12 protein-coding genes and 1 rRNA gene are annotated in these 18,344 nt (G+C 66.3%); 6 read left to right on the top strand and 7 right to left on the bottom strand.

Features of this window, described 5'->3' with window-relative positions:
• The first annotated feature begins 107 nt into the window (after nucleotides 1-107).
• The 5 genes from rrf to ABRP28_RS14230 all read left to right on the top strand — a co-directional run bounded on the left by rrf (nucleotide 108) and on the right by ABRP28_RS14230 (nucleotide 6,448).
• Nucleotides 108-224, top strand: a 5S ribosomal RNA gene (gene rrf / locus ABRP28_RS14250).
• 564 nt (nucleotides 225-788) lie between these two features.
• Entirely contained in the window at nucleotides 789-1,076 is a 288-nt protein-coding gene (locus ABRP28_RS14245; protein WP_009358243.1) for an HU family DNA-binding protein, read from the top strand.
• 115 nt (nucleotides 1,077-1,191) lie between these two features.
• The gene (locus tag ABRP28_RS14240; RefSeq protein WP_350006030.1) at nucleotides 1,192-3,366 is read left to right on the top strand and encodes a cytochrome c oxidase assembly protein; all 2,175 of its coding nucleotides are present in this window, start codon (nucleotides 1,192-1,194) and stop codon (nucleotides 3,364-3,366) included.
• Nucleotides 3,366-5,390 carry an NHL domain-containing thioredoxin family protein gene (locus ABRP28_RS14235; protein WP_350006028.1) on the top strand — a complete coding sequence of 675 codons (2,025 nt, stop codon included), beginning with the start codon at nucleotides 3,366-3,368 and terminating at the stop codon, nucleotides 5,388-5,390. The genes ABRP28_RS14240 and ABRP28_RS14235 overlap by 1 nt, the downstream gene beginning before the upstream one ends.
• A 176-nt stretch (nucleotides 5,391-5,566) precedes the next feature.
• Nucleotides 5,567-6,448: a type IV toxin-antitoxin system AbiEi family antitoxin domain-containing protein gene (locus tag ABRP28_RS14230; RefSeq protein ID WP_350006026.1), complete on the top strand. Its 882-nt coding sequence runs from the start codon at nucleotides 5,567-5,569 to the stop codon at nucleotides 6,446-6,448.
• A gap of 46 nt (nucleotides 6,449-6,494) precedes the next feature.
• Here ABRP28_RS14230 and ABRP28_RS14225 read toward each other — a convergent pair whose 3' ends face one another.
• From ABRP28_RS14225 to ABRP28_RS14200, 6 genes are all read right to left on the bottom strand, one after another.
• Complete coding sequence (locus ABRP28_RS14225) at nucleotides 6,495-7,487, bottom strand: hypothetical protein (protein ID WP_350006025.1); 993 nt, start codon at nucleotides 7,485-7,487, stop codon at nucleotides 6,495-6,497.
• 69 nt (nucleotides 7,488-7,556) lie between these two features.
• Complete coding sequence (locus tag ABRP28_RS14220; protein WP_350006023.1) at nucleotides 7,557-9,245, bottom strand: helicase HerA-like domain-containing protein; 1,689 nt, start codon at nucleotides 9,243-9,245, stop codon at nucleotides 7,557-7,559.
• A gap of 4 nt (nucleotides 9,246-9,249) precedes the next feature.
• A complete protein-coding gene (locus ABRP28_RS14215) occupies nucleotides 9,250-11,004 on the bottom strand; it encodes an APC family permease (protein ID WP_350006021.1) in 1,755 nt (584 codons plus the stop codon).
• A 77-nt stretch (nucleotides 11,005-11,081) separates the two neighbouring features.
• Complete coding sequence (locus ABRP28_RS14210; RefSeq protein ID WP_350006019.1) at nucleotides 11,082-12,737, bottom strand: GMC family oxidoreductase N-terminal domain-containing protein; 1,656 nt, start codon at nucleotides 12,735-12,737, stop codon at nucleotides 11,082-11,084.
• Entirely contained in the window at nucleotides 12,738-14,255 is a 1,518-nt protein-coding gene (locus tag ABRP28_RS14205; RefSeq protein WP_350006017.1) for an aldehyde dehydrogenase family protein, read from the bottom strand.
• Nucleotides 14,256-14,377: 122 nt separating this feature from the next.
• Nucleotides 14,378-14,974, bottom strand: coding sequence for a TetR/AcrR family transcriptional regulator (locus tag ABRP28_RS14200; RefSeq protein WP_350006015.1), 597 nt, complete (start codon nucleotides 14,972-14,974; stop codon nucleotides 14,378-14,380).
• A 220-nt stretch (nucleotides 14,975-15,194) separates the two neighbouring features.
• Here ABRP28_RS14200 and ABRP28_RS14195 point away from each other — a divergent pair, with 220 nt between their 5' ends.
• Nucleotides 15,195-17,531 carry a chromosome segregation ATPase gene (locus tag ABRP28_RS14195; protein ID WP_350006013.1) on the top strand — a complete coding sequence of 779 codons (2,337 nt, stop codon included), beginning with the start codon at nucleotides 15,195-15,197 and terminating at the stop codon, nucleotides 17,529-17,531.
• Nucleotides 17,532-17,598: 67 nt separating this feature from the next.
• Here ABRP28_RS14195 and ABRP28_RS14190 read toward each other — a convergent pair whose 3' ends face one another.
• Nucleotides 17,599-18,297 carry a type 1 glutamine amidotransferase domain-containing protein gene (locus ABRP28_RS14190; RefSeq protein ID WP_350006011.1) on the bottom strand — a complete coding sequence of 233 codons (699 nt, stop codon included), beginning with the start codon at nucleotides 18,295-18,297 and terminating at the stop codon, nucleotides 17,599-17,601.
• Nucleotides 18,298-18,344: the final 47 nt, after the last annotated feature.

Raw genomic sequence — 18,344 nt, 5'->3', positions numbered from 1 at the left:
CCCGGTTTGCTGGCAAGGAACCAACAACTGAATATCAACACCACAATGTTGTAACCACACAAGACTTCCCACACCACCCCCACGGGGTTGGTGGCGGGTAACAGGGTTACGGCGGTCATAGCGTGGGGGAAACGCCCGGTCCCATTCCGAACCCGGAAGCTAAGACCCACAGCGCCGATGGTACTGCACCCGGGAGGGTGTGGGAGAGTAGGTCACCGCCGGACACACATTGGTCGAGGCCCCAACCACCATGGTTGGGGCCTCCCACATTTAACACACACACACCACAGGGACCAGACCCGGACGACCACCCCAGGACCCACCTCCGACGCTCTCAAAGAACTCCGGCTCCCCGGGGATCCTCTCTCACTTAACGCTGGTTTCCGGGGTGATCCACTCTCACATGATGCCGGTTCCCCCGGGGCATGCAATTCCACCTCCTGCCGGCCCCCCACCACCCACACCGACTGAGAGAGCGTCCCGGGAAAACCGACATCGACTGAGAGAGCGTCCCGGGAAACCCGACATCGACTGAGAGAGCGTCCCGGGAAACCCGACCTTAAGTGAGAGAGCGTCGCAGGGGTGGAGCGGGAATTGCGTCGAGGAGCGTCCGCTGGTGGCTGAATCCGGGGCTCAAAACCCCTCGAACCCGGTGATTAACCTCAAAAAGTGGCGGAAACACGCGGAATTTGCGGAACGGAGGGGTCCAAGCTGGTAAGTTTTCGAACAGTGGCTTGTGCGCATGCCGCGTTCAGGCTCCAGAATCATGACCGTCCAGGAGGACATAAATGGCTAAGAACCGTAGTGAACTTGTTGCAGAGGTAGCAGGCAAGGCCGGCACCAGCCAGGCAGCCGTCAACTCCGTCCTCGACGCACTGTTCGAGGTTTTCGAGACTTCTGTCGCCGCGGGCGAGAAGATCACCATCCCGGGCTGGCTCGCCGTCGAGCGCACCGACCGTGCAGCACGCACCGGCCGCAACCCGCAGACCGGCGAGACCATCCAGATCGCGGCAGGCCACAGCGTCAAGCTGACCGCCGGCTCCAAGCTGAAGGCTGCAGTCTCCAACAAGAAGTAAGCTTCTTCCTCCCCGGCACTGAGCCGGCGCGGAAAAGGAGCGGCAACCACAAGGTTGCCGCTCCTTTTGCTTTTAAGCCCGATTCGCGGGCCGGGCAGGCGTAGCGGACAATGGAATGGTGTCTTCTGCCGCAAAACCACGTTCCACCCACCCCCAGTCCGTTCCTGCCAAGGGAGCGCCGGGCAAGGGTGCGCCGGGCAAGGACAGCAGTTCCCTGGGGATTCCCCGGGGGTGGCAGATGGCCGGGCTGGCTGCCCTGTTCATGGGCCTTGCAGCGGCGCTGATCTTCTCCGGCGCTGCTGCCGCCCGGGCGGTCTCCGACCCCGGGGCGTTTGTCCGCTGGGGCCTCCCCGTCAGCAAGGCCATCCACAACGTCTCGTTGGCGACCGTCATCGGCGGGCTGCTCTTCGCCGTCGGGATCCTTCCCCGGGGTGCGGGCCCCCGCAGCCGGGCCAAAGACGCTGCCGGCAGTGAGGCACCTGAGCATCCCGCCTTCAGCCGCGCCCTGGCCGTGGCGTCCGTGGCAGGTGCCGCGTGGACACTGTCCGCAATTGCCGTCCTGGTCCTTACCTACTCCGATGTCGCAGGGCAGGCGCTCTCCGGCGACGCTGAGTTTACCCAGGCCCTGGTCTTCTTCATGACGGACATCGAGACCGGGCGCGCCTGGCTGGCCGTCACCATCATCGCGGCAATAGTGACGACGGCGTTGTTCGGCGTGAGGTCCCTCGGGGGACTCGCTCTGACGCTGGTCCTGGCCCTGGTGGGGCTGGTGCCCACCGCCCTGATCGGCCACTCGTCGAGTTCCGCAGACCACGAAGGCGCCATCAACTCCCTGGGCCTGCACCTGGTGGGTGTCAGCACCTGGGTCGGTGGCATCATCATGTTGGCCCTGCTCTCCGGAATCCTGACCGGCCCCAAAGCCGCAGCGTCCGCCGACATTACGGAACCCACGCTCCGCCGGTTCTCGTCCGTCGCCGGCTTCGCCTTCGTCCTGGTGTTCGCCTCCGGTGTCATCAACGCGAGCATCAGGATCACCAACTGGGGGGACCTCTTCGGCTCCCCCTACGGCCAGCTGATCCTGGCCAAGTCCGCGGCCACCGTGGTCCTGGGCGGGGTTGGATTCATGCACCGGCAGTGGGTCATCCCGCAGCTGGGCCGCAAGGGCTCCACCCTGTCCTCGCGGCGTGTGCTCTGGCAGCTGGTCCTGGCGGAATTCCTGGTGATGGGCGCAACTTCCGGTGTCGCCGTCGCCCTGGGCCGTTCCGCCCCGCCGGAGCCCACCACCTTCGCCCCCGACGCCTCGCCCGCCTTCATCCTCACAGGCTACGAGCTTCCGCCTGAGCTCACACCGGAGCGCTGGCTCACCGAGTGGCGCCTGGACTGGCTCTGGATCGCCGCAGCGCTGTTCGGCCTCGTCGCCTACTTCCTGGGCGTGGCCAAGGTCTACCGGCGCGGTGACAAGTGGCAGTGGTTCCGTTCCGTGAACTGGGTCATAGGACTCCTGGTGCTGACCTACATCACGTCGGGACCGCCGTCGGTCTATGGCCGCATACTGTTCTCGGCGCACATGGTGGACCACATGGCACTGACCATGGTGGCCCCGATCTTCCTGGTGCTCGGGGCGCCGGTGACGCTCGCCCTGCGGGCCCTGCCCGCCCGGGGTGACGGCTCCCGTGGAACCCGGGAGTGGCTGCTGGTGTTCATCCACTCCAAGTTCTCGCAGCTGGTCACCCACCCGCTTTTCGCGGCAGCCAACTTTGCCGGGTCCATTGTGCTCTTCTACTACTCGGACCTGTTCGGCTTCGCCATGCGGGAACACGTGGGCCACGAGCTGATGATTGTGCACTTCCTGCTCACGGGGTACATCTTTGTGCTGACCATGATCGGCACCGACCCGCTTCCGCGCCGGGCGCCGTACCCCATGCGGCTCCTGCTGCTCCTGGCCACAATGGGCTTCCACGCCTTCTTCGGCGTCGCCATTATGGGCGGGACCAACCTCCTCGCCGCGGACTACTTCGGCAACCTGGGCAGGGAGTGGGGCCCCTCGGCCCTCCTGGACCAGCAGATGGGCGGCGCGGTGGCCTGGGGCATCGGCGAGGTGCCCACCCTGCTGGTGGCCATCGGTGTGGCCATCATGTGGTCCCGCTCGGACCAGCGGGAGACCAAACGCGTGGACAGGGCGGCGGACAGGAATAACGACGCCGATCTCACCGCTTACAACGATATGTTTGCCAAATTGGCCGAACGCGACGCCAGGCTGGCTGAACGCAACAAGCTGGAAGGACGCTGATGAGCGAAACCGTACGCACGCATGCCCGGGTCCGGGCCTCCGAACTGGTGGGCCGCAACTGGTTGAACACGGGCGGCAAGACCCTGGACCTTGAAGCCCTGCGCGGCAAGATCGTGCTGCTGGATTTCTGGACCTTCTGCTGCATCAATTGCCTGCATGTGCTGGACGAACTCCGGCCGCTGGAGGAACAGTACTCCGACGTCCTCGTCACGGTGGGCGTCCACTCGCCCAAGTTCGAGCACGAGGCAGATCCGGTGGCGCTGGCCGCCGCTGTTGAGCGCTACGAGATCCATCACCCGGTCCTGGACGATCCCGAGCTGGAGACCTGGAAGGCGTACACCGCCCGCGCCTGGCCCACCCTTGTGGTCATCGACCCCGAGGGCTACATCGTGGCGCACCTCTCCGGCGAAGGCCACGCGGACGGCCTGGCCGTGCTGATTCCTGAGCTTATCGCCGAACATGAGGCCAAGGGCACGCTTCACCGCGGTTCCGGCCCGTACGTCGCCCCGGAGCCCACCTCCGGCACCCTGCGCTTCCCCGGCAAGGCCCTCTTCCTGCCGCCGGGCCGCGGATCCACCGCCGTGAATGGAACCTCCGACGGCGGCACAGGGGCAGGTGCCGCAGCAGACGGTGATGCCGGCAAGGGTTCCTGGCTGGTCACCGACACCGGCCACCACCGCCTGGTGGAACTCGGCACGGACTTCCATACCGTCTTGGGCACCTTCGGCTCCGGCGTGAGGGGCCACGCGGACGGCCCGGCCGCGGGGGATTCCGCCGTGGCACAGTTCAACGAGCCCCAAGGCCTGGTTCTGCTGCCGGAAGACGTGGCAGCCAAGGCGGGGTACGACGTCGTGATTGCCGACTCCGTCAACCACCGGCTCCGTGGGCTGTCCCTCGCGGACGGCAAGGCCTCCACCCTTGCCGGCAGCGGCGTCCAGCGCCTGCTGGAGTCCGGACCGGCGCGCGTGGACGAGGACGCGGCGGGATTCACGGGCCAGCTCGGCGGGCACCCGCTGGATGTGGCCCTGAGCTCGCCCTGGGACGTCGTATGGTCCAGGAAGCTTAACGCCGTGGTGGTGGCCATGGCCGGCGTGCACCAGATCTTCAGTTTCGACCCCCTCACCGGGACGGTGGCCATCGTGGCCGGCAACGGCCTGGAAGGCCTGCTAGACGGCCCCGCGCACGAGGCCTGGTTCGCCCAGCCTTCCGGCCTGGCCGAGGACGCCGAGGGCAACATCTGGGTGGCTGATTCCGAAACGTCCGCCCTCCGCAAGCTGGCCATTGACGACGCCGGCACGGTTACCGTGGAGTCCGCGATCGGCAAGGGGCTGTTCGACTTCGGCTTCCGGGACGGCGCGGCAGCGGAAGCCCGGCTGCAGCACCCCCTGGGTGTTACCGTCCTGCCGGACGGCTCCGTGGCGGTGGCCGACACCTACAACGGCGCCGTGCGGCGGTACGATCCCGCCACCCGCACAGTGTCCACCCTGGCGCGCGGCCTCCTGGAGCCGTCCGACGTGATTGTGGACCACACGCACTCGGCCGGTTCTGAGCCGCTGCTGGTGGTGGTGGAGGCGAACAAGCACCAGGTGGTGTTCGTCCCCATCCCCAAGGAAGCACAGCAGGTGGACGAAGGCGCGGTCCAGACGCACCGGCCCAAGAGCCCCGTTGCCCCCGGCCCCCTGGAGCTGACAGTCCGCTTCACCGCCCCCACAGGGCAGAAGCTGGATGACCGCTGGGGTGATCCCACCCAGCTGAAGATCTCCTCCACGCCGCCGGAGCTGCTGGCATCCGGCGGCGGAACCTCGGTGGGGCTGCTCCGCACACTGGAGCTCTCACCGGACGTGCCGGAGGGCATCCTGCACATCACCGCCCGGGCTGCCGCCTGCGACGGGCCCGAGACCGAGGACGGCGAGATCCCGGACCACGCTGCCTGCCACCTGTACCAGCAGGACTGGGGCATCCCCGTGGTGCTCCAAGGCGATGGTGATACCGAGCTGGTGCTGGACCTGCGCGGCATGGACTGACGCGCCGCCGTAATCCTGAGCCTGCTTAAGTGGCCCGGTTTTCCACCCCATGAGGAGTGGGAACCGGGCCTCTTTGTTGCTGCTTCCCCCAAAAAGTGGGCCAACTTGGGGCCGTCTTGTTCACATAGCACGGCTCGAGGCTGACGCCGGGCCAGGATGGCACACATTCTGGCCTGATGGACCCGACGGAAATCCTTAGATCAGCTGGTGGAGTGTTGCTGCGGCGGGATGTGCTGGCCGCCGGTGCCACGGACACGGACCTTCGCCGTGCGGTCCGCAGCGGCCAGGTGCTTCGGCTGGACCGGGGACTCCTGGCCGTGGCTGACGCAGACCCTGAACTGGTGGCTGCGGGGCGCGCCCGCGGTCTGGTCACCTGCGTTTCCGCAGCCCCTGCATACAGCCTCTGGCGGCTCCACCCTCCTGTCAGGCCCCACTACTGGCAGAGCAACGGCCGAAGCGCAGTACGGTGTATCAGCCACCGCACCGGCTTGACGCAGCCGCCCCGCCACCGGACGCTTGCAGCCCTGCCTGATGTCCTGCTTCATGCCCTGCTGTGCCTGCCGGAACTCGAGTCCCTGGTGATGGTGGAGTGTGCATACAACCGCGGAGACATCGATACGCCATACCTGCTCCGCCACTTGGACGGACCCCGGTGCGGCAAAGCGCGGAATGTAGTGTCCAAGGTGGACCGGGGCGCGGATTCCCTCCTGGAGACCCTGGCCCGGGTGCTGCTCCGGGATGCAGGCATTCTTACCGAAACCCAAGTGTGGATCGATGGCATCGGCCGTGTTGACTTCCTGTTGGAGGGGTTCCTCATCGTGGAGATTGACGGGCTGGCCTTCCATCTCGAAGCCAGGCAGTTCAAGAAGGACCGCCGCAGGGACAACTCCGCAATACTGCAGGGCCTTCCCGTGCTGCGATTCTTCTACGACGACGTGGTTCATTCACCCGAAGCTGTCCTGGCGCAGGTCCGCGAGGTTCTTGCCCGGGGCTCGCTGCGGTGGCCGCAACCAAACCGGCCCGGTTATTCGCCCGGCTGGCGCCACAACGGCTGGTAGACCTGCTGTTTGGCCACCAAAACTGGGCCAGCGTGGCGGACCGGCCCTAGAAGCTCAGTACCGGCGTGACCTTGACCGTGTCCCCGCTGACGTCCAGGCGGGTGGTGAAACTGAAGTCCACTTCCTCGCTGAGCGGGTACCAGGCACCGGTGAACAGGTTCTGCTGGAGGGCTTCCACCTTGGCTTTTCCGTCGAGGGGAGCCACCACCCAGCGCCCGTCGAAGGGCTCAATGGACACGTTGGGGTATTCCGTCACGGTCCACTTGATGCTGCCGTCCTGCACCGTGTTGTTGCTGGCGTAGTAAAAGGGGCAGTCCGGCTGGAGTTTCTGTTCCTTGGCTGCAACAGCGGCGCAGCCGTCCAGGAATTCCCGAACCTTCGCGGACACGTCCTTCTTCAGGTCGTCCGTGGCCTGGGTGAGGAGGTTGAGCGGGGCCACCGGGGCGTCCCGTGCCGTGACCGTGGCCCGGGTGGGGGCCGCCGAGAAGTACTCCCCGTTCACGGATGCCTCGTATTCGCCGGGGTAGAAGACCGCAAAGGAGTTCCGGCCGTTGGGCATGTTGACGGGCACCCCGTTGACGGTGGCCTCACTGGAGTTAACCACCGTGATGTCCACCGTGGGCAGCCTGGACGGAACGAAAGCCCAGGTGTTGAAGAAGATCCACTCAGTTCCGGTCTTTCGCAGCAGGAATTCGGTGCGGAGCCTGCTGCCGTCAATGGTGTACTCCAGGGGCACCATGACCTGGTTGTCCGGGCGTTCCTCCGGATCGCCGATCTCCACATTCGTGAACCGGGACGTAGCGGTCTGCAGGGCCGTGCCGTCGAGCATGGCGGCGTTGCTGGGCGGGACCGTGGCCCGGAGGAGCCCCAGCGCCTTGCCGCCGTCACCGCTTTGCAGCGCGTCCAGATACTCGCGTACGGGCTGCTGCGGGCTGGCCACTGTGTTGTTGACCAGGTTCACCGCAACCACGGCGCCGGCGACGGCAAGCATGAGTCCCAGCAGCCATCCGGCCGCGATCCTCACCAACGCTTGACTCATCTGCACGTTCCATACGTTACCTGCCATGCGTCCGACGGCGGCAGTTGAGTCAGCCGGATGCGGTACCTTTCAACGGCGGCGGCGCCGGGACGACGTGCCGAACACGCCGCGCAGCAGCTCCCGTCCGAGCTGTGTGCCGATGGACCTGGCCATGCTCTTCAGCCCGCCGCCCAGGGCGCCGCCGAGCATTCCGCCGATGTCGCCCGCCATCGAGTCTCCCGCACCCGGCCGCGGGGCAGGGGCGTTTTCGGCGGGCATGCGCCGTCCCGCTGTGGGGGACGGAGCGGGCCTGCTGCTGGGCCGCCCAAGGATCTCCTCCTCGATCCGGCGCGCCTCGGCGTCGACATCGTCCTGGCCTGCCCCGCCCGAAACAGCCCCGCCCGAACCCGATCCGGCGGGCGCTGCGGCCTTCCCTGACAGTTTTTCGAAAGCCGAGTGGTTGTCCACGGCCGTCCCGTACTTTGCCAGCAGGGCCGAGCCCGCAACGGTGCTGCGCACCAGGGCTTCGTCGCTGGGTCCCATGACGGACTCGGGGGCGCGGAGCCTGGTGAGCGCCACAGGCGTAGGGGCGCCTTTCTCGTTCATCACCGTGATGACTGCCTCGCCAATGCCTGCAGACGTGAGCGTCTCCTCGAGGTCGTAGTCGCTCATGGGGAACGTGGACACCGTGGCCTTGAGGGCCTTGGCGTCCTCGGGGGTGAACGCGCGGAGGGCATGCTGCACCCGGTTGGCCAGCTGGCCGAGGACCTCCGCCGGAACGTCCTTGGGGGTCTGGGTGACGAAGAAGATCCCCACGCCCTTGGACCGGATGAGCCGGACCGTGGTGGTGATGGCCTCTAGGAAGGCTTTGGAGGCGTCGTTGAAGAGGAGGTGGGCTTCGTCGAGGAAGAACACCAGCTTGGGCTTGTCCAGGTCGCCGGCCTCGGGCAGGTCCTCGAAAAGGTCGGCCAGCAGCCACATCAGGAAGGTGGAGAACAGCATGGGCTTTGTCTGCAGGGTGGGCAGCTCCAGGCAGGTGATCACCCCTCGTCCGTCCGGGGCGGTCCGAAGCAGCTCCGCGGTGTCGAACTCCGGCTCGCCGAAGAACTTCTCCAGTCCCTGCGCCTCGAGACTCACCAGTTCCCGCAAAATGACGCCGGCCGTGGCCTTGGACAGCCCGCCGAGTTCCTCCAGCTGGTCCTTGCCTTCTGCCGAGGTGAGGAACTGGATCACCGCGCGGAGGTCCTTCAGGTCGATGAGCTCCAGGCCGTTCTTGTCTGCGAAGTAGAACACCAGTTGGAGGCTGGATTCCTGCGTGTCGTTCAGCTCCATGATCCGCGAGAGCAGGATGGGCCCGAACGAGGACACCGTTGCCCGCACCGGGACGCCGTTGCCGTCGCCGCCTAGGGCCAGGAACTCCACCGGGAACGTCCGGCCCTGCCAGGACTGCCCGATGCCCTCGGTGCGCGCGGTGAGCTTCTCACTGCCCGTGGCGGCGGTGGCCAGCCCAGACAGGTCGCCTTTGATGTCCGCCAGGAAGACCGGCACTCCGGCGGTGGAAAGTTGTTCGGCCATCATGTGCAGCGTGACGGTCTTGCCCGTGCCGGTGGCACCGGCCACCAGTCCGTGCCGGTTCATCATGGAAAGCGGCAGCCGCACCGGCGCATCCTTATGGAGCTCGCCGTCGATAATGGCGGCCCCCAGCTCTATGGTGGCGCCTTCCAGCGTGTAGCCCTTCTGGAGGGTGGCGAGCTTCTCTGCTGTGGTTTTGTTGGCCATGGCGCTAGCTTAGCGGCGGCCGCCCTTCAGGAGCGGCAGGACCACCCCTCGTTCCCCTCCATGGGGAAAGGCCGACGACGGCACTGGGGTGGGTGCCGTCATCGACCTTTCCGCTGGGGACCGCCAGCCCCGCAGCTGATGTGTGGGAACAGGTGCGGTAAGGCACCTTGGCGTCCACCACGTCCAGCGCAGCGGGAGTGGCCTGCTGTGCGGCGCCCGATGACGGATGGGCCGCGACGGCCGCAGCATGCTCGGCCAGCACGCCCGTCTGATGGCGGATCTTCAGCCGGTACAGCAGGGCCCCGCCCACCGTGACGGCGGCCACGAAGATCACCCCGCCCCACTGCAGGTACCACTCAAACGGCGGCACCGAGTTGTAGATCTCCGGGCGCGGCCACACCAGGTTCAGCGTCATGGCACCGCCCCACAGGACCGCCAGGATGTTCACCGGCAGCCCCCACTTGCCCAGGGAAAAACCGGGCTCGGAACCGTCAGCGGCGAGCGGCCACTTTTTCAGGAGCCGGTTGCGCAGCATGGGCACGGTGACCAGGAGGTAGGAAAGGTAGATCAGGACGATGCTGATGCTGGACATGATGGTGAAAATCGCAGGCTGCGTGACGTTGATGAGCAGTGGCATCACGGCCAGGATGCCGATCACGATAGCCGCAACAGTCGGGGTCCTGCGGACCGGATCCACTTTGCTGAGCTGCCGGCTGAAGGGCAGGTTGTTGTCCCGGGCCATGGCGAACATCATGCGGATGGCGGCGGCATGGACAGCCAGGGTGCACACCACCACGGCCACGACGATGCACGCCAGGAAGGCCTTGCCAAACGGTCCGCCCAGGACGGACAGCACGATGTACTGCAGGCCGCCGTCGGCCGATCCCACCTTGGGATCCGCCAGGTCCGGGGCGGCCAGGATGCCGAACAGCAGGATCAGGCCGCCCAGTACGAATGAGGCCGTGATGGCCCGCAGGATGGCCCTGGGTGCCGTACGTTTCGGGTCCTTGGTCTCCTCCCCAAGCGAGCTGGCGGTGTCAAAGCCGTACATAACGTAGCCCGAAGCCATGGCACCGATCAGGAACACGCCGAAGAAGCCGAGGTCGTGGCCTTCCCCGAAGCCGGCGGTGTCGAAGAGGACCTCCGGCCCACGCACCACGTGCCAGCCCAGCGCGAGGATGAGAAGCACGGCTGCGGTCAGCTCCACGAACACGCCGATGCTGTTGATCCGCGTCATGAGCTTTACGCCGAACGCGTTGATGAGGGTGGAGATGGTGATCATGATGCTGGCCAGCACCACGCCGTTCATGGCGAAATCGTAGGGGCCGGTGCCGTCACCGACGAACTGGAAGCCGGACCAAAGCTGGGGCAGGGTGAGCTGCAAAGCCAGTGCCACGGAGCCCAGCGCCACGATGGACGAGAGCATCAGCAGCCAGCCGGCCAGCCAGGCCGAGGTGCCGGAGGCGAGTCTTTTGGCCCAGTTGTACACCGATCCCGCAACGGGGTAGCGGCCCGCCAGTTCGGCAAAACACAGGGCCACCATCAGCTGGCCGGCGAAGACGAGGGGCCAGGACCATGCGTAGGCGGGTCCGGCCATGGAAAAGCCAAAGTAGAACAGTTGGAAGACACCGGTGAGGATGGAGATGTAGCTGACGCCGGCTGCGAAGCTGGCAAACTTGCCGATGCTCCGGTCCAGGGTCTGCGCGTAGCCAAACTCGTCCATGCCGCTTGAATCAATACTCTTGCTGGGTTCCGCCATGTGGACTCCTCAATCAAAAAAGCACGATAGTGGTGGCCGTCCGCACTGCGGCGCACGGACGGCCGGTGGCCTGGAAGTCAGGCGAGGGAGGCGGCGAGTTCCCGCTCCGACGTCGTGGTTTCGCCGTTTCGGCTGGCGCGGGTGAGGCCCGCACGGATCAAATCGGCACAGCGCTCGCCGATCATCATCACGGTGATGTTGGGGTTGACGGTGACGTGCTCCGGCATGACGGACGCATCGGCGACGCGCAGGCCGGTGACGCCCTTGACCCGCAGCTCGGGGTCCAGTGGCGACATGTCGTCGTCGGACGGTCCCATCCGGACGGTGCCCACGGGGTGGTACACGGTGTTGTGGGTCTTGCGGATGTAGTCCTGCAGTTCCTCGTCCGTCTGCGCCTCGATCCCGGGTGAAAGCTCCCGGCCGGTCCATTCCGCCATGGCCGGCTGGGCCGCGATTTCGCGGGCCTTGCGGATCCCTGCCACCATGACGCGCATGTCGTGGCCGTCCGGATCGGTGAAGTAGCGCGGGTCCACCATGGGCTTGTCGCGGAAGTCGCGGCTGCGCAGGCGCACGGTGCCGCGCGAGCGGGCGTGGGTGACGTTCGGCGTGAGGCTGAAGCCGTTCTCCGTGGTGGGGTAGCCGTGCCGCAGGGTGTTCATGTCGAACGGGACCGAGCCGTAGTGCATCATCAGGTCCGGGCGGTCCAGGCCCTCCTCCGTGGGGGTGAAGATGCCGATTTCCCACCACTGCGTCGACGTCTGGACCATGGGCTGCCTGGCTTCGAACTGGACCACGCCTTCGGGGTGGTCCTGCAGGTTTTCGCCCACGCCGGGGGAGTCCACCAGCACATCGATCCCGTGCTGGGCGAGGTGCGCTGCCGGGCCGATGCCGGAGAGCATGAGCAGCTTGGGGGAGTCGATGGCGCCGGTTGACAGGATGACCTCGCGGTTCGCGGAAAGCCGGTGGGTCCGGCCGAACGCGGAGTCCACCACGTCCACGCCGGTGCAGCGCTTGTCCGCGTCGAACACCAGCTGGCGGGCGCGGAGGCCGGTCAGCAGGGTGAAGTTGGGGCGGCTGATGATCGGGTGGATGTAGGAGACCGAGCTGGAGGACCGGGTACCGTCCGCGCGGCGGTTGATCTGGAAGAAGTTGGCGCCGTTGATCACGGTGGTGCCGGAGTTGAACTTGGCGCGGGAGATGCCGGCCTGTTCGCAGGCGTCCAGGAGCGCAACGCCGGCAGGATCCGCCGGGGGCACGTTCATCAGGTGCACGGGGCCCGAGTCGCCGTGGTGCGGCGCGTCCGGGCCGGCGTCCTCGTTGGTTTCCAGCCGCTTGTACAGCGGCCAGGCGGCGTCTGCGTTCCAGCCGGTGGCGCCGTACTTGGACTCCCACTCATCCAGGTCCTCGCGCGGTGCCCAGAAGGCGATGCACGAGTTGTGGCTGGAGCAGCCGCCCATCACCCTGGCCCGGGCGTGCCGCATAAAGGAGTTGCCATTCTCCTGCGGTTCCACCGGGTAGTCCCAGTCGTAGCCGGATTCGAGCAGTTCCATCCAGCGGTCCAGCTGCAGGATCTCGGGAAGGTTACGGTCATCGGGCCCGGCTTCCACCAGGGCCACGGTCACGTCCGGATCCTCGCTCAGCCTCGCGGCCACGGCGGCCCCCGCGGATCCGCCCCCCACGACGATGTAATCGAACGAGCGCTCGCTGAGGTCCTCGATGTTGTCGAAGTGCATCTAGTTCTCCTTGCCGTGGTCAGCGAACCAGCCAGTGACCTGCGGGCTGGTGTTCTGGTAGATGTGCTTGGCTTCCTGGTATTCCGCCAGGCCGGTGGGGCCGAGCTCGCGGCCGACGCCGGACTGGCCGAAGCCGCCCCACTCGGCCTGGGGGAGGTAGGGGTGGTAGTCGTTGATCCAGACCGTGCCGTGCCGCAGCCGGCCGGCCACGCGCTGGGCCTTGCCGGCGTCCTGGGTCCAGACCGCGCCGGCCAGTCCGTAGATAGTGTCGTTGGCCGTCGCCACGGCTTCGTCCTCGGTGCGGAAGGTTTCCACCGTCACCACCGGGCCGAACGCCTCGTCGATGACCACGGACATGCCGCGCTGCACCTGGTCCAGGACGGTGGGCTGGTAGTAGAAGCCGCCGTCGTACTTCTCCCCTTGCGGCGCGGAGCCGCCGGTCCGCAGCCGCGCACCCTCCTGGATGCCCCGCTGGACGTAGGCGTGGACCTTCTCACGGTGGGCCGCGGAAATCAGCGGGCCCGTTTCGGCGTCGTCATCAAACGGGCCGCCGAGGCGGATGCCCTGCGCGCGCCGGACCAGCTCGTCCACGAAGCGTTCGGCGATCGATTCCTCCACCACCAGCCGCGCCCCGGCGGAGCAGACCTGCCCGGAGTGGACGAACGCGCCGTTCAGGGCGTTGTCGACGGCGGCGTCGAAGTCCGCGTCGGCGAACACCACGTTGGGGTTCTTGCCGCCCAGCTCCAGCGCCACCTTCTTGACGGTGCCGGCGGCGGCCGCTGCAATGCGCTTGCCGGTTTCCAGGCCGCCCGTGAAGGAGACGAGGTCGACGTTGGGATGTTCAGAGAGCGGTGCGCCCGCCTGGGCACCGGCGCCGGTGACGAGATTGGCCACCCCGTCCGGCAGGCCGAGATCCTGCAGCAGCTGCATGGCCAGGATGGCGGTGGACGGGGTCAGCTCGGACGGCTTGAGGACGAAGGTGCAGCCTGCGGCCAGCGCCGGCGCGATCTTCCACGCGGCCTGGAGCAGCGGGTAGTTCCAGGGCGTGATAAGGCCGCAGACGCCTACGGGTTCGTGGACGATCCTGCTGACGACGGCGGAGTTACCGGCGTCGACCATGCGGCCGGCCTGCTGCCCGGCGAGCCTGCCGAAGTATTCGAAGCAGGCGGCAATGTCGTCCATGTCGATCCGGCTTTCGGCGATCCGCTTTCCGGTGTCCAGCGACTCGGCGCGGGCAAACTTTTCCCTGCGCTCGCGCAGTTCCGCGGCGACCCTGAGCAGGAAGCTGCCCCGCGCAGGTGCCGGGACGGAGGACCAGACGCCCGAGTCGAAGGCTGCACGCGCAGCGGCGATGGCCCGCACCGCGTCCTCCCGGCCGGCCTCGGACACGGTGGCAGCCAGCTCGCCGTCGGCGGGGTTGCGGATCTCGCGGACAGCGCCGGAAGCTGCCGGCTCCCATGAACCGTTGATGAAAAGGGTTGATGCTGTCCCGTCCTGGGACGGTGTGGCGTAAGTCATACGGAGGACAGTAGCCGAGGTTGAACGGACGTTCAATAGATTTCTTGAACAGATGTTCAATGTGAAGCTGCGAGGAGTTCACCGTGAAAGTTCACGCTTATTGCCTGGCGGGTGCCGGGGAGCTACGTGTTCCGCGGCGGGGCAAACGCAATCTGCTCGGTGCGGGCGATCCCCCTTTGGATCGCTGCGTTGTCCACCCCCAGGAGCGCCGTCAGCCACATGCCGTTCTGTACAACGACGATGTCGGCCGCACGTTCCTTGCATTCTTCCGGAGGCAGCGCTGGGTTGGCGTTGGAGACCAGTGCTGCGAGCCCATCGAGGTACCGGTCGAAGGCTGCGGCATTGATGTGGGCAAAATCCTCGTGGGCCTGCGCAAGGGCCCAAAGGTGAAGGCGCAGGGACAGGTACCGGGTGGTCAGCAGGTCTGGGCCGGCAACCCGCCGCAGGGCTTTGCGGAGCTGTTCATCCGGGGCCGACGACGGGTCAGGCGCCACCAGGGCCAGGTCATGTTCATCCACGCTGCGCAGGGCGGCCCGGATCAGGCTCATCTTGTCGTCGTAGTAGTAGTTGACGAGGCCCAGTGCGACGCCGGCTTCACGGGCCACGGCCCGCATGCTGACGCCCGAGATGCCGTGCCGCGACAGCAGGTCGAGCGCCGCCTCGAGAATGCGCGACTGCCGGTCAATCTGTTCGCCGGAGTTCACGGCACTGGTCCCCATCTGGCCAGACTATTGCCAAACCGGCCGTGAGCGCACTTTATGCAGGGGATCCGCCTGGCCAGGTACACCAAGTAGTGCCGGTTTCGGCTGGCATGGGAAAACGAGTACTCACGCCGAAAGTCGGGTGGGGGAGTACGCGTGTGCTCCGCTCCGTTGCCACCTACGGTTAGTCCAGGCAGCGGCCAGAGTGGGCCGCCCGATGGTCTCAACAGGAGCTTTCATGCGCACTTCCCCGTCCAAGTCTGTCCTTTCGCGCCGGCTCGCGGCCGCCGTCGTCCTGCCGGGCCTGCTTACCAGCAGCCTTGTGCTGATCCAGCCTGCTGCCGCAGCAGGAACAACGTCCAATTCCTCAATCTGCAACGGCGTGGTGAACCAGCAGGCGCACCGGGGCGGCGTCCAGGAGAACCTGCTGAAGGCAGCGTCCAAGAGGAATGCTGATGCCATCGCCGCGTTGCAGGGGGAGAAGGAAAAGCTCCAGAGCCAGGAGGCGGTTCTGGCAACGGAAATCGAGGCCATAGACAAAACGCTGGCGGACCTTGATGCACAAGGGCAGCAACTGGACAAGGAATTCGCCGATGCGGAGTCCGCTCTTGCAGCACTGGAATTGAAAGTGGCCGAAACAAACTCCGCCATTGCCGGTGGGGAGGAGGCGCTCGCCGTGCTGCAGGGCCAGTATGCGGACGTTGCCAGCAGGCTGGCACCACTTGAGGAAGACCTTGCAGCAGCCCTGGCAGCGTCGGAGGTGTTGAAGGGCGAGGCTGCATTGTTGGCAGCAGACCAGGATGCAAACAATGCAGCCATTGCCGTGGCCCAAGGTGAACTTGAAACGCTGCAGCAGACAGCGGCTGACGCAGCCGACGCCGTGGCCGGCAAGGAAGCGCAGACCGGGCAGGCGCAAGGTGAACTGGCAGAACTGGCTACCCAGGCAGGGCAGGCTGCTGATGCCGTCACCGCAGCGGAGGCGGCTGTGGCTGAAGCTGAGACTCAACTCGCCTCGATGGTGGCCGCCGGTACCGCCGCAGATGAGGAGTTCAAGGCGCAGAAGGACCTGGTGAGTGCCGCCCAGGAGGCGCTTGCAGGTCTGGAAACCCAGGTCAAGGAAGCGGACGCTGCTGTTACTGACAAGGCAGCCGAGATCGCCACTGCCGAGGGCGAGTTGGCAGCGCTGGAGTCCGCTGCCGCAGATGCGAAAGCAGCACTCGATGCCGCGAATGCCGCGATTGCAGCGGCACAGGCCGAGCTGGCCACACTCCAGCCCGAGGCGGCAGAAGCGGCCGCGGCAGTGACGGCAAACGACGAGATGATCGCTGCGGTCGCCGCTGAAATCAGCGCCCTGGAGGGTGAGATTTCGGCTACCGGCGCGGCCATCACGGCCAAGCAGGCAGAGATCAGCAAAGCCCAGGCGGAGCTCGAGGCGCTCGAGGGCCAAGCAACCGCGCTTGACGCTGAAATTAAAGAATTAACGAAGCAAATCAGTGCTATCCGGGGTAACACGGACGAGAAGAAGACTTTGCTTGACCTGCGCCAAAGCAAGCAGGCCGAGCTGGCGTTGGTGGACCAGCAGATCACCGACAAAGCAGCCCACATCTCGGGCCTGCACGGTGACTTGGCGGCGCTCAACACCCAGGTCAACACGTTGAACACCCAACTGCTGGCCAAGCAGCAGGAAAGCAGCACGCTGCAGCAGAACGCTGCGCCGCTCCAGGCGGCATTGACGGCAGCCAATGCCGGGGTCACCGCAAAAGAATCTGACATTGCCGACCTTGAGGCCCAGGTTCCCGGCCTTGAGGACGCGCTCAACGAGGCGGAATCGGCGCTGAGTGCCAAGCAGACAGAGCTGTCAGCGTTGGAGGAACAGCGTGCCGTGGCTGAGCAGGCGGCCGCGGACGCAGCAGCTGCGGTCGCGGCCCAAGAGGAAATCGTGGCAAACCTTGAGGCCGCCCTCCAGGGGCTGGAGTCCGACGCGCAGAACGCCCAGCAGGCTATCGCCGACCAGGAAGCGGTCCTGGCCACCCGGAACTTGGAGTTGACCCAGGCCCAGGTCGACCTTGCGGCGGCGGACACTGCAGTTGACGGCAAGGAGTCCGAGATCCGGGCGCTGCAGGACGAACTTTCCGTGCTCCAGGCAGCCCTGGATGACGCGGACAAGGCCGCCGCGGCAAAGGAAGCCGAGGTTGCTTCGCTGAACACACTGGCTGAGAGCCTGGCCGCGCAAGTCACCGCCGCGAACGCCAGGATCACGGCCAAGGAGGCTGAAATCGTTTCCCTGCAGGAGCGGGTGGCGCCACTGGCGGATCAGCTTAGCAAGCTGAACGGCGAGATCAGCGCCGTCGAGGCAAACCTGACGTCGCTGCAGTTGCAGCTGACCACCCTGGACAAGCAGGTCACCGACGCCCAGGCCACGCTGCGTACGCTGGAGGCCCAAAAGAAGCAGAACAAGGACGCGATCACTGCGCAGAAGTCGACGGTCACGGCTTTGATAACCAGCGTGGGCGAGATTCAGGTCCAGATAAGGGCTATCGACGGAACGATCGCGCTCGGAGGCTGCGCCATCTGATGGCACAGCGGAGGGGCCAGGTCATCATGACCTGGCCCCTCTGCGTGTCAGCAGCGTGTGGCCAGAATCAGCCCAGTGCCTTGATGACTTCCTTGGCCACGTCCTCGCTGGACTGCGGGTTCTGGCCGGTGATGAGGTTGCCGTCCCGGACCACATTGGAGGTCCAGGCAGCCCCGTTCTCGATCACAGCGCCCTTCTCCTTCAGCGCGTCCTCCACCAGCCACGGGGTGTTCTCGCCCGTGCCGCCGCCCAGCTCTTCCTCGTTGGTGAACACGGTGAGGCGGCGTCCGGCGAAAACGAACGAGCCATCGTCGTCCGTTGCGCTGAGCAGCCCGGCGGGACCATGGCAGAAGGGGGCAATGACCTTGCCCGCTTTGTCCGCCGCCGTCAGCAGCCGGCCCAGGTCGGCGTCCTTGTACAGGTCGGCCATGGGTCCATGTCCGCCGGGCATCACCACGGCGTCATAGGCGGAAGGGTCGACGTCGGCAAGCACCAGCGGGTTGGAGAGCTCGCCGTCGATGGACGCCAGGTAGTCCTGGAAGCCTTTCGCGCGGTCCTCGCCGCCCGCGGATTCCGCCGCCAGGCTGACCTGGTCCACTGTGGGTTTCGCCCCGCCGGGGGTGGCGAGGTGGACGGTGTGGCCAGCGCCGAGCAGGGTCTGGTGCGCCACCACCAGCTCCTCGGCCCAGAAGCCGGTGGGGTGTTCGCTGCCGTCCTTCATGGTGAGGGAATCGGCTGCTGATACAACCATCAGAATGTTTGCCATGGGTGTTGCTCCTGTCGTTGTTGACTGTCTTCCAGGCTGCTTCTTAA

The organism is Pseudarthrobacter sp. WHRI 8279 (genome assembly GCF_040224115.2).
Classification (GTDB): Bacteria; Actinomycetota; Actinomycetes; order Actinomycetales; family Micrococcaceae; genus Arthrobacter.
Note: the sequence above shows the minus strand (reverse complement) of the source record. Positions and strands in the feature narration are given on the sequence as shown.

What these genes read in the sequence shown, in the direction of transcription:
- ABRP28_RS14245 (WP_009358243.1), top strand. Translation starts at nt 789, where the DNA reads ATGGCTAAGAACCGTAGTGAACTTGTTGCAGAGGTAGCAGGCAAGGCC.
- ABRP28_RS14240 (WP_350006030.1), top strand. Translation starts at nt 1,192, where the DNA reads ATGGTGTCTTCTGCCGCAAAACCACGTTCCACCCACCCCCAGTCCGTT.
- ABRP28_RS14235 (WP_350006028.1), top strand. Translation starts at nt 3,366, where the DNA reads ATGAGCGAAACCGTACGCACGCATGCCCGGGTCCGGGCCTCCGAACTG.
- ABRP28_RS14230 (WP_350006026.1), top strand. Translation starts at nt 5,567, where the DNA reads ATGGACCCGACGGAAATCCTTAGATCAGCTGGTGGAGTGTTGCTGCGG.
- ABRP28_RS14225 (WP_350006025.1), bottom strand. Translation starts at nt 7,487, where the DNA reads ATGAGTCAAGCGTTGGTGAGGATCGCGGCCGGATGGCTGCTGGGACTC.
- ABRP28_RS14220 (WP_350006023.1), bottom strand. Translation starts at nt 9,245, where the DNA reads ATGGCCAACAAAACCACAGCAGAGAAGCTCGCCACCCTCCAGAAGGGC.
- ABRP28_RS14215 (WP_350006021.1), bottom strand. Translation starts at nt 11,004, where the DNA reads ATGGCGGAACCCAGCAAGAGTATTGATTCAAGCGGCATGGACGAGTTT.
- ABRP28_RS14210 (WP_350006019.1), bottom strand. Translation starts at nt 12,737, where the DNA reads ATGCACTTCGACAACATCGAGGACCTCAGCGAGCGCTCGTTCGATTAC.
- ABRP28_RS14205 (WP_350006017.1), bottom strand. Translation starts at nt 14,255, where the DNA reads ATGACTTACGCCACACCGTCCCAGGACGGGACAGCATCAACCCTTTTC.
- ABRP28_RS14200 (WP_350006015.1), bottom strand. Translation starts at nt 14,974, where the DNA reads ATGGGGACCAGTGCCGTGAACTCCGGCGAACAGATTGACCGGCAGTCG.
- ABRP28_RS14195 (WP_350006013.1), top strand. Translation starts at nt 15,195, where the DNA reads ATGCGCACTTCCCCGTCCAAGTCTGTCCTTTCGCGCCGGCTCGCGGCC.
- ABRP28_RS14190 (WP_350006011.1), bottom strand. Translation starts at nt 18,297, where the DNA reads ATGGCAAACATTCTGATGGTTGTATCAGCAGCCGATTCCCTCACCATG.